The sequence below is a fragment of the Kordia sp. genome, from assembly GCF_050633145.1.
Taxonomy (GTDB): Bacteria; Bacteroidota; Bacteroidia; order Flavobacteriales; family Flavobacteriaceae; genus Kordia.
This window is the reverse complement of sequence record NZ_JBOEFY010000021.1, coordinates 50,394-61,974: the sequence shown is the minus strand read 5'-3', so window position 1 is coordinate 61,974 and position 11,581 is coordinate 50,394. Positions and strand designations below refer to the sequence as shown.

Genomic DNA, 11,581 nt, shown 5'->3' with positions numbered 1-11,581 from the left:
ATAGTATGGAACGAACTTCAATGAAACTAATTCGTTTAAAAGAGTTCTAGCAGTTATTCTTTGTCAATAAACTTTTGCTCCAATGATTTGAGATATTGAATTGATTCGTCTGCAAAAATGAAGTATTCTCCATCAGATTTTTTTGCAATATCATTGTAGAAGTATAGAAAAAGAAAAGGATTTTCTAAACACTGTAAAAGTGCTTCTTTTCCCATTTTACTTTTGATGATTTTTGCTATATATAAGCCAAGAGGATGCGCTCCAAAGTGCATTTCTCTTCGAACCTTCTTACCAAGCTCTTTTAGCCTCGAATTATCTTTTGCAATTTCTTGAATTAACGAATCTATTGTTTGAAGATGTTGCTTTGAGTTTCGATAATGGTTAATGTATTTTATGTCATATTCAGACTTATTAAGCTTATCAAAAATATTCTCTTTATCAATTAAATCTGCAATTCCTTCGTTTCTTAGCTTATCAATACTCCAAACAAGAGCATCATTTTCATAATCAGTTGATCGAAGTTTTGATAAATATTTAGCTGAATATATGTGAAAAAACTCATGTCCAAGAAACTTTTCAAAGCCTTGGCCGTAATTGTATGCATATAGTACGTCCAATAAAATCACATTTTCTTCGGGAACAGCAAAAGCATCTGGTTGAAAAATCATCAAAGCAATATTTGTGCTATCGTTTTCTACAGATAAAGTATCTGGTAAATATTTAAAGGCATATTTTTTTGCTTCTTCAATCATGTTCGAATTAACCATGTCCTCTGCAAATGTATGAAGGACTTCCTTTTTTTTCTTAGCTTCAATTATGTGTTGAAAAAGAGTTGCTCGATACCCTTTTGCCCTTTCAATTTCAGATTTTAAAGAGTCTTGTAGAGTTGGATTATTGACTAAAGTATAATAGTTGTGAAAAATGCTTTGCCCTCTTTTAGAACTCATCCAAGAATTATATCCTACCGAATTCCACAATCTATTTAAGTCTTCAATAGTTGTTTTCTCTTGAGTTTGAATTTGATCCATGGATTTCCAAAATATATCAAAGCTCTCTGTTGAAAACTGCTGTCCATAGGAAGATAAGAAGATCAAAGTATTGAATGCTAACAAAAAAATATATTTTCTATTCATGCGTATTTAAATAGTTTACAGCATATGTATCACAGGAATTCTTGTTATTCGTAATTATAACCAAGCCTGTCTTTCTATTAAAGATTAAGCTATTCCTAAAATTACAATATTCTTACCCAAAGTCTGGAAACATGCTGAGTTTTTTTTGCTTTTAAGTTTATGAGTTTAATAGTTTATGTTTCGAAGCCAAAAATCGAAAAATAACTTGCGCAAGCCGCAAAGTTAAAATTATAAATGTTGAATTTTAAAGATTCATTAGGTTTCAAAGAACTTCTCGATACAAATTTGCTTTGCAAATTCACTCGAAGTGACGCTTGAGAAATCTTAAATACCAAATATTGAATTTCAAATATAAAGTGTTCTTTTTTGGACAACAAGCAATAGACAACAGACAAATCTAAAAGCGACAGCGTTCTAAAAGCGAAACGGTCTAATATCTAAGAGCGTTAGCGATCTAATATAAACATCGTCGGTCGTTTATGTAAATTCACGGAAGTTTTCTTCCATTCACTAATCGTCATTGTACGAATATATTCTGTACTTAATGTAATATCACAAGCAACACATAAACGTGTGTTTCCAGAAAGTGTGGCAATTAAATCTGCTAATAATTTATCATTGCGATACGGAGTTTCAATAAATGCTTGCGATTGTTTAAAATCACCTGCACGTTTTTCCAATTGTTTAATCGCGCGTTTGCGTTCGTCTTTATCAATAGGTAAGTAGCCGTTAAAAGCAAAATTTTGCCCGTTCATTCCAGATGCCATCATTGCCATTAATATGGAAGATGGACCAACAAGCGGAACAACACGAATTCCTTTTTCGTGCGCAATCTTTACAATCTCTGAACCAGGATCTGCAACACCAGGACAACCAGCTTCTGAAAGTAAACCTACATTTTTCCCTTGAAAAATTGCTTCCAAAAAAGCAGGCAACTCTTGATCTTGTGTGTATTTGTTCAACACATACAATTCCAATAAAGGCTGTACTTTTTTTGGTGTAATCTTTTTTATAAAACGTCGCGCTGTTTTTTCATTCTCAACAATAAAATGATTGGTAACTTCTATAATTTTTTTTACGGATAATGGTAATACTTCCAAAGGTTCACTTTCGCCTAAAGTTGTTGGAATTAAATATAAAATTCCGTGTGATGCTTGCATAGATTGGGAGTTTAATTACAAATAAAACTAATTTTTAATTAATTTATGATATGAAACGGTATCATTATTTGAAATTAGTTGTACAATGTAAATTCCGTCAGTAAGATGATTTGTGGTAATTTTTTGATTTTCAGTAGTAATTGTAGTGGTTGAAATTAACTTTCCGCTAAATGAATACATGACAACTCCTTTGATTTGTGAAGCTGTATTTTGATTGCTAATCTGAAAATAATCGTTTGCTGGATTTGGATACAATTTGTAGTTATTTTCTAGTGAATTTTCTTCCACACCCAAAGTAGTGTCAATTATCTTATAAATAATTCCGTTGGACAAACCTGCTGCGTACAATTCTTTGTTTACATCTTCACCAAAAGTTGCAATATCTCCAGAGAACGGACCGTTAAAGGTTATATTCCATGAGTTGCCAGATGGTGTTAATGTTCCAATTTCACTGGTACAATAATCCGCAAAAAAGTATAATCCTTCAAAATCTGGATACGTAGAACCTCTGTAGCGATAACCGCCAGTAATAGCACATTTAAAAGGATTTCCGCCAGGACTATATTCGCTAACAGGGAATGTAACTGTAGACATTGCTGGGCAGTTAGAATTGTTAACCATGCTAGTACCTTCGTAGCAGTTCCATCCAAAATTATATCCAGCATCTATAATAGGGACATTATTAATTTCTTCTTTGATAAAATTTCCAACATCAGCAATCCATAATTCGCCATTGTCGCTGTCAAATGTTATTTTCCAAGGATTTCTAAGTCCATACGACCAAATTTCATCCAAACCTGCCGGATCTCCAACATACGGATTTGTTGTAGGAATTGTATATCCAGTCGCTCCACTCACATCAATACGTAGAATTTTACCCAAATGAGATTGTAAATTTTGTGAGTTGTTAGGAATCCCACCATCGCCTAATGCAATGTATAAAAAACCATCGTTGCCAAATGCTAACGAGCCACCATTATGAATGCTTACTGGTTGAGGAATTGTGAGTAGAATTTCTTCAGAAGTATCATCAGCAATGTCAGGATTTGCAGAAGTTGTAAATCTTGAAATCACCGTATCTAAATTATTATTGATGTAGTTTACATAAAATCTATTATTGGTTGCGTAATTTGGATCGAATGCCAAGCCTAATAACCCTACCTCGCCTAAACCTGTAATAACTTTGTCATCAATATCTAAAAAAGGTGTAGAATTTGTAAGTCCATCTGATTTTAAAATTTTAATAATCCCATCTTGTTCTACAATAAATAATCGAGAATCATTGGCGTGTTTTATGTCTAATGGTTTATTAAACCCTATTGCAAATGATTGTAGTGATACATCTTGAGCAAATAATAAAATAGGGAATAGTAGTGCTAGTAATAGTTGGTTCTTATTTTTCATGGGAAGTAAGTTGCTTTTTCCTACAAAAGGTACGAAAAAAAAGCAAATACTATTTTAGATCTAATTTCAGTGAAATTTTCTCAGTAAAAATAGTGCTTGCTTTTCCCTGTATTTATATACTTCCTAAAACCTTATTCGCTACTATTGCATGGCTTGCGAATTTTGATATTGAGATTTGAAGTTTGTTTTCAAATAAAATTAATTTTTGACTAATTTATGATGCGAAACGGCTCCGTTACTAGAAATTAGTTGCACAATATAAATTCCGTCTGTAAGATGATTGGTGGTGATTTTTTGATTTTCAGTTGTGATGCTTGTTGTAGAAATCAATTTCCCACTAAATGAATACATCACTACTTTTGTAAGTTGTGAAGCTGCATTTTGATTGTTAATCTGAAAATAATCGTTTGCTGGGTTTGGATACAGTTGATAATTGTTTGCAAGTGAATTTTCAGGAACACTCAAAGTTGGATCAAATACTTTATAAATAACACCATTAGATAAGCCTGCTGCATATAATTCTTTATTCATGTCTTCGCCAAACGTAGAAATATTTGGAGAAAATCCTGAGTTAGTCAAAGACATGTTCCATGTATTACCTAAAGCAGGTTCTAACAAGCCAAGTTCGTTGCTACAATAATCGGCAAAAACATACCACCCTTGTATGTTTGGATACATGCTTCCTCTGTAAATATAACCACCTGTGATAGAGCAACGAAAAGGACTTCCGCCATAGTTGTATTCGGCAACAGGAAAAGTAGTAGTAGCTGCAGCTGGACAGCCAGTAGTGTTGAATGTGGCGTTTCCTTCGTAACATCTCCAGCCAAAATTATAACCAGCATTTACGATAGGTACATTATTGATTTCTTCTCTATTATTCTGTCCAACATCGCCAATCCATAATTCGCCATTATCACTATCAAACGATATTTTCCAAGGGTTTCTTAGTCCATACGACCAAATTTCATCTAATCCAGACGGATTTCCTATATAAGGATTTGTCGCGGGATTTGTATATCCGGTAGCGCCACTTACATCAATGCGTAAAATTTTTCCCAAATGTGATTGTAAATTTTGAGCATAATTATCTGGATCGCCACCGCTTCCGCCATCGCCCAAAGCAATATATAAATAACCATCAGTTCCAAATGCTAAAGAACCACCATTGTGATTCGTATAAGGTTGTGAAACAGTTAATAGAATTTCTTCAGAAGTATCATCGGCAATATCTGGATTGGATGAGGTTGTAAATCTTGCAATTACAGTATCACCACTATTGTTGATGTAGTTTACGTAAAAACGATCGTTTGTAGCGTAATTTGGATCGAATGCTAAGCCGAGTAAACCTTGTTCATTTCCGGTAGAGCGTACGCGTGCATCAATGTCTAAAAAAGGTGTTGCGTTCGTATTTCCTTGATCGTCTAAAATTTTGATAACGCCGTCTTGTTCTACGATAAATAATCGTGAATCATTAGCGTGTTTGATGTCTACAGGTCTTGAGAATCCAGTTGCAAATTGTTGTAAAGCAACTCCTTGCGCGCATATTAAAATAGGAAATAGCAGCGCTAGTAATAGGTGTAATTTTCTTTTCATTTGGTTGTGTTTAGTAACCTTGTTTAGATATACATAGCCTAAGAAAAGGAGTGTTTAGTTGGTGTTAACTAAAGTGAAGGTGTATTTCATAACAAAGTAGGTTGCAATTTTTTTTAGTAAGATACAAAAAAATAGCACATACTTTTTTTTGGTATTAACTGGCTATGAGAGTTTTTCGGCAAAAATAGAGCAGGCTTCATCAAGCATTTGATGGAACAGAATAAACCTCCAAATATATTTGGAGGTTTATTATAATATTTGAGAATGTTTAAAGAAATATTGTTAAGTGATTCTATTGTTAGTTTATTACTAATTTCTTGATCAAGGTTTTTTTAGAATTTAATTCAATCACAACCAAATATAAGCCATCTTTTAAATTACTAGTGTCAATATTGATTGTATTAGATGTATTTAAGCTGTTTATTGTATTTAGGTGTTTTCCAGTTATGCTGAATAATTTTATATTATTAATGTCTAAATTTTCAGGTGTTTTAACAATTACGTAGTCATTTGCAGGATTTGGATATAAAGAAGTTTGTTTCTGTAGTTCTATATCCTGTGTGCTTAAAACATTGGTGGTGTACTCATATCGATTAGAATAAACAGTAGTTCCATTATGCGTTGCTACAAGCCTGTAGTAATATGTTTGGTTAGGAATAATATTTGGAACTGTTGCTCTTATAAGTCTAGTACCTGCGCTAAAAATGCTACTTGGACTCCCGTTAACGGTAGATCCATATGTTTCGGTAATACCATATTCAAAATGGATATTTTGAAGAGTAGCTCCGTTACTATTAATTAAACCTCGTAATTGCAAAAAGCCATTTTGTTCTAATTGCATGCTAGCGTTTGTCATGATGATATCACCAGATGTGTTAAATACTTTTTCCTCGCTGTAAATGTCTTCTGTTCCGAGCTTAGCTTTTAATCGGTAATAATAGGTTTCATTAGGATCTAAATTAGTTAATGAGGCATCTACGTTACCAAATGAGTAAGCGTTAATTTGATTTGGATTTGCCGCAATAGAATTTTCAAAATTGATTGAGCCATATTCAAACATTATATCTGTTATATTTTCTTCATTAAAACAGTTTATGAAAGCATCTAATGAAACTTCATTAGCATTGATTGTAATACTATTTCCTAAGTTAATAGTGTACAATGGTCGAGTTGTGAATGAACTTAAACCTCCTAATATCTCTTCTCCTTGATGAATGGCTTTTAAGCGGAAATAATACTGAGTTTCGGGCATTAAATTGATAAGGGTACCTTGAATATTTTGACTAGTATTTCCAGCGACACTTGTTGGTGATCCTGGTACGCTGTTGTTTAAGTTGTCGGATTGAGTTCCATAGATAAATTCAACATTTGTAATATCGTATTGATTTGAGACAATGCTACCACTTACAGGAGCGGATGTCGCATAAAGAGGATTCGCAAAATTTGTATTGATTTCATAAGCAATTGGTGTCATAAAGCTAGAAACATTGCTAATATACTCAACGGCATTGGACGTTCCTTTTAATCTGTAATAGTAGAATGTATTTGAGTCAAGATTTGATACATCTACCGAAAAGTTAGTAGATTGATTGATGTCTACGGTTGCAGGCGTTACATTTATTGTAGAGCTGTTAAAAAAAGCAAAGCTAGTACTGTATTCTAATTGTAAATTTTCAATTGTAGCTCCATTCGATGTTGCATTAGCAATTAATGTCGCGCTATCTACCGTGATATTTTGTGCGTCACTTGTGCTTAGTGAAGCGTCTTCAAATTCAACATTAGTTCTTGCAATTCTGCCATAAATCCCCCAAGAATAAATATGGTTGTTTAAAAGTTGAATAGGTCCTACTAAAGCTTGTGGTGTAATTCGTTCCCATGTTGACGCAGCATTTGTCGTTTTATAAAAAGCTCCGTTCCCATTAATTAAATAACCCACATTTTCAGAGAAGAATCGAATTGTTCTAAAGTCTCCAAAAACTTGACTGTATTGAAGTAATGTCCACGTATTTCCACTATCGGTAGTTTTGAAGATTGAACTTCCTTCTCCTACAAAATATCCTGTGCTTTCATTCACAAAATCTACATCAAGAATCTCATCCCCAATATTTTCATAGTTAAGTGTCCATGTATCTCCACCGTCGATGGTCTTAAAAAGTTTTCCGTTTGTAAATCCAGATGTGTAACCGTAACCTGTAGTAGCATTAATAAAAATTATTTTATCAAGGCTTTCCGTGGCAACTTGTGTCCATGTATCTCCACCATTGATTGTTTTCATGACTCTTCTTTGGTTGAAACCACCACTAGCAAAACCTACATTTTCATCTATAAACATAATTTCATCAATGCCTTCACTAATAATAACACTGCTATTATTTGTTACAGTCCACGTATTTCCTGAATCTATGGTTTTGTAAATTCTGTTATTGAGTACAGCGTATCCAGTAGTAGTGCTTACAAAGTCAAAATCGTCAATAAAAGTATTGTTAATAATTTCGCCAATATTTGTCCATGTAACTCCAGCATCTTCAGTTTTAAAAAAATCGTCTTTCACGGCTGCATAAGCAAGATCATCATTCAAAAATTCTACTTTTCTAACTATATCATACGTAGGAGCATAAGCAGTCCAGTTGGTTCCACCATCAGTAGTTTTTATAATCCATCCACCAGAACCAGTAGCATATCCATTATTAATGTCTGTAAAATAGACACCGTAAACTGTTGCGATTCCTTGAGGAAGATCTGCGTAGTTAGGGCTTATGGAGGACCATGTATTTCCGCTGTCTGTTGTTTTATATATTTTGCCGCTCTCACCAGCCATAAAACCATCGTTATCATTTATGAATTGAATTGCATGCATGGCATTGCTACCATAAGTAATTTCGCTCCATGTTTCACCTCCATCTACGGTTTTATATAAATCATTATGTTCTCTAGTGGCAAAACCTGTATTTTCATTTATAAATTCAATTTCGATATATCCAGATGGCGCAATATTAGTGGTTTCTGTAACATACCAAGAGTTTCCTCCATCGATTGTTTTCATAATAATTCCTTGTAGGCAAGCGGCATGTCCAACCATAGTGCTAGTAAAATAAGTTTTGACAACAGGGTTATTAGGAGTTATTGGTATATTTTGCCAAGTTGTTCCACCATCAGTAGATTTTACAATATTGTAAGAACTAGATAGTATGATGTTGTCTTCATCTATAACATTAACTGTATTGTAGGAATAATTGTATCCAGTATTGATTTGTGTCCATGTATTTCCATTATCTGTAGATTTATGAATTACGCCAAAATATACATTGTCAATAATGTAGCCATGTGTTCCGAAAAAAGCAACATCTTTCCCGCCAGGAGTATTTTCTTTTTTATTCCATGTCACGCCACTATTGGTAGTTTCCAACAACTCACCAGATGTGAGTATATAACCCGTTGAACTTGTAATGAAATGCATGTCATTTCCTGTAGCTCCAGTAGGTCTCGGGTTTAAGAGTTCCCAGTTTGTTTGAGAGAATGCAAATTGAATGGTAAATAATAAAATTAATAATAGAGTAATTTTTTTCATTTTAAAGTAGATATAATAATTGGTATAAATGTTAATTGAGTGCGGTAAAATACTTAACAAATTTTGAATATTCTAAATTTCTTACAAATGATATGTAATACTTTTTACGAATATGTTACAGTTAAGAAAAAAGAAGTAGGAAATGTTTAAGAAAAATAAATATTCTAGGAGTTGTTTTTGGCAAAAATAGCGCAGGCTTCATCAAGCATTTGATATACGTTTTCAAAACCTTGATCGCCGCCGTAATACGGATCGGGAACTTCTGCGTTTGAGTTTGGAGAGATTTGATTTAGAATCATGTAGACTTTTTTACGGTCAGCTTCCGTTTCCGCCAAAGCGAGAATATTGTTATAATTAGACTGATCCATCGCAAAGATGAAATCAAACGTTTTAAAATCGTTTTTAATAAACTTTCGCGATCGTTGATAGCTAATGTCTAAACCGTGTAGTTTGGCAGTTGCAATAGAGCGTCTGTCTGGAAGTTCTCCAACATGATATCCAGCTGTTCCTGCTGAATCAACCTCAAATTTTGTGGGATCGAGTTTAGATGCTAATATTCCTTCTGCTAAAGGAGATCGACAAATATTCCCTAAGCAAACCATTAAAACTCTAGTCTTCATTTGATGAAATTTACAGCGAAAGTTTCTTTGTTAAATCTTCTACGTATTTACGGAATTGCTTATCAGTAGATGATAAATTATCAACCGTTTTGCAAGCATGCAATACCGTAGCATGATCGCGCTTTCCAATTTGTGAACCAATACTTGCGAGTGAAGCTTTGGTGAATTTCTTCGCAAAAAACATAGCCAATTGACGTGCTTGTACAATGTGACGTTTACGTGTTTTTGATTGTAACGTAGAAACATCCATTTGGAAATAGTCTGAAACTACTTTTTGAATATAGTCAATAGAAACTTCACGTTTGGTATTCTTAACAAATTTCTCAACAACTTGCTTTGCTAACTCAATCGTTACTTCTTTTTTGTTGAAAGAAGATTGTGCGATTAGTGAAATGATAGCACCTTCCAACTCACGAACATTCGATTTGATGTTTTTAGCAACATATTCAATAATATCGTTAGGCATTTCTACACCATCACGATATAGTTTGTTCTTTACGATAGAAACACGCGTTTCAAAATCCGGTGTTTGCAATTCGGCAGAAAGTCCCCATTTAAAACGAGATAATAAGCGTTGCTCAATATCTTGCATGTCTACAGGTGCTTTATCTGATGTTAAAATCACTTGCTTTCCATTTTGGTGTAAGTGATTAAAGATGTGGAAAAATACATCTTGCGTTCCAGATTTTCCAGAGAAGAATTGTACATCGTCAATAATTAATACATCTATCAATTGATAAAAATGTATAAAATCGTTTCGTGTATTCTTCTTTACGGACTCTATATATTGTTGTGTAAATTTCTCAGCAGAAATATACAATACTGTCTTTTCAGGGTACTTATCTTTAATTTCAACACCAATTGCGTGTGCAATATGTGTTTTTCCTAAACCAACGCCACCAAAAATTAATAATGGATTAAAAGAGGTTCCTCCAGGTTTATTGGCAACAGCCATTCCTGCAGAACGTGCTAAACGGTTAGAATCTCCTTCTAGGAAATTGTCAAAATTATAATTTGGATTTAACTGCGATTCAATCTTAACATTTCTGATACCAGGAATGATAAAAGGATTTTTCAGTTCGGGACTTTTGTTTTTAATAGGAACATTAATTTCCTGTGCTTTCACATTACTGCGATTGGAACTTGGAATTTTTTCCGTAAATGGTTTTTTATTACCATAGGTGTTCTCCATCTTAATGATGTATACCAAGCGAGCGGTATTTCCTAATTCTTTTACTAAAGCAACCTTTAATAATTTTACATAATGCTCTTCAAGCCATTCGTAAAAAAACTTACTTGGAACTTGAATGCTTAATGCTTTATTTGTTAACTTTACAGGCTTTATAGGCTCAAACCAAGTCTTGTATGCTTGTGGTTGAATGTTGTCCTTTATGAAAGACAGACAGTTATCCCATACTGATTGCGCAGTTACACTCATTTATTACTGTTAAATTGTTATTTTTTAGGTTAGGAAAAAAAAGAAAATTCGGGGTTTTCCTCTTTTATTTTTAGCGTGAACAAATATGTGAAAAAAAAAGTGAAAAAAAAATTCGAATGCTATTGAATTTCTTAAATTTTTTTCTCATGCCTAGAAACAATTTCTTTACATTTCATTAACATAACTTAATATAGATAAAAACTTTGAGAAATCACGAAATAAAAACAAGAATTCGTTACGCAGAAACTGACCAAATGGGAGTTGTGTATCATGGTAACTATGTGCAATTCATTGAAATGGGGCGAACCGAGTGGTTGCGTGCCCTTGGAATCTCATATAAGGAAATGGAAGCCATGGGTGTGATGCTTCCTGTTATTTCTATTCAGATTAATTATAAAAAATCAGCTTATTATGATGATGTGCTGACAGTTAGAACGACACTTAAGAAATTGCCTTCTGTTAAGATTGAATTTGAGTACGAAATTTTAAACGAAAGTAAGGAAATAATTACAAACGGAAACGCAGTTTTGGCATTCATTAATATGAAGACCAAAAGACCTATGAAATGCCCGATGCATTTGATCGAAAAATTATCGACGATTGACTTTTCATCGTGATTTATTAGATACTAATTTTTCAAACTTTTGATGAAAGAACTTTATGTT

Annotated in this window: 8 protein-coding genes; 1 reads left to right on the top strand and 7 read right to left on the bottom strand. The window is 33.4% G+C overall.

Annotated features, from left to right (window positions below; all coding sequences use genetic code 11):
- Positions 1 to 53 precede the first annotated feature (53 nt).
- The 7 genes from ACRBBL_RS11045 to dnaA form a co-directional block, all read right to left on the bottom strand.
- A complete protein-coding gene (locus ACRBBL_RS11045) occupies positions 54 to 1,133 on the bottom strand; it encodes a DUF5700 domain-containing putative Zn-dependent protease (RefSeq protein WP_431369108.1) in 1,080 nt (359 codons plus the stop codon).
- A 446-nt stretch (positions 1,134 to 1,579) separates the two neighbouring features.
- Positions 1,580 to 2,293, bottom strand: a complete 714-nt coding sequence (locus ACRBBL_RS11040; RefSeq protein ID WP_431369107.1) for an SAM-dependent methyltransferase — start codon at positions 2,291 to 2,293, stop codon at positions 1,580 to 1,582.
- A 27-nt stretch (positions 2,294 to 2,320) separates the two neighbouring features.
- Positions 2,321 to 3,697: a PQQ-dependent sugar dehydrogenase gene (locus ACRBBL_RS11035; RefSeq protein ID WP_431369106.1), complete on the bottom strand. Its 1,377-nt coding sequence runs from the start codon at positions 3,695 to 3,697 to the stop codon at positions 2,321 to 2,323.
- A gap of 198 nt (positions 3,698 to 3,895) precedes the next feature.
- Entirely contained in the window at positions 3,896 to 5,290 is a 1,395-nt protein-coding gene (locus tag ACRBBL_RS11030; RefSeq protein ID WP_431369105.1) for a PQQ-dependent sugar dehydrogenase, read from the bottom strand.
- A gap of 298 nt (positions 5,291 to 5,588) precedes the next feature.
- Entirely contained in the window at positions 5,589 to 8,858 is a 3,270-nt protein-coding gene (locus ACRBBL_RS11025) for a YCF48-related protein (protein ID WP_431369104.1), read from the bottom strand.
- 164 nt (positions 8,859 to 9,022) lie between these two features.
- Positions 9,023 to 9,478, bottom strand: a complete 456-nt coding sequence (locus ACRBBL_RS11020) for a low molecular weight protein-tyrosine-phosphatase (RefSeq protein WP_431369103.1) — start codon at positions 9,476 to 9,478, stop codon at positions 9,023 to 9,025.
- A 10-nt stretch (positions 9,479 to 9,488) separates the two neighbouring features.
- On the bottom strand, positions 9,489 to 10,916 hold the full coding sequence (dnaA, locus tag ACRBBL_RS11015) for a chromosomal replication initiator protein DnaA (protein WP_431369102.1): 1,428 nt from the start codon (positions 10,914 to 10,916) through the stop codon (positions 9,489 to 9,491).
- A 203-nt stretch (positions 10,917 to 11,119) separates the two neighbouring features.
- On the opposite strand from dnaA, the gene ACRBBL_RS11010 reads away from it, so the two are divergent.
- Complete coding sequence (locus tag ACRBBL_RS11010; RefSeq protein WP_431369101.1) at positions 11,120 to 11,533, top strand: acyl-CoA thioesterase; 414 nt, start codon at positions 11,120 to 11,122, stop codon at positions 11,531 to 11,533.
- The last annotated feature ends 48 nt before the right edge of the window (positions 11,534 to 11,581 follow it).

Bases quoted from the DNA above. Each gene is read 5' to 3' on its own strand.
- ACRBBL_RS11045 (WP_431369108.1), bottom strand. From the start codon at position 1,133: ATGAATAGAAAATATATTTTTTTGTTAGCATTCAATACTTTGATCTTC.
- ACRBBL_RS11040 (WP_431369107.1), bottom strand. From the start codon at position 2,293: ATGCAAGCATCACACGGAATTTTATATTTAATTCCAACAACTTTAGGC.
- ACRBBL_RS11035 (WP_431369106.1), bottom strand. From the start codon at position 3,697: ATGAAAAATAAGAACCAACTATTACTAGCACTACTATTCCCTATTTTA.
- ACRBBL_RS11030 (WP_431369105.1), bottom strand. From the start codon at position 5,290: ATGAAAAGAAAATTACACCTATTACTAGCGCTGCTATTTCCTATTTTA.
- ACRBBL_RS11025 (WP_431369104.1), bottom strand. From the start codon at position 8,858: ATGAAAAAAATTACTCTATTATTAATTTTATTATTTACCATTCAATTT.
- ACRBBL_RS11020 (WP_431369103.1), bottom strand. From the start codon at position 9,478: ATGAAGACTAGAGTTTTAATGGTTTGCTTAGGGAATATTTGTCGATCT.
- dnaA (WP_431369102.1), bottom strand. From the start codon at position 10,916: ATGAGTGTAACTGCGCAATCAGTATGGGATAACTGTCTGTCTTTCATA.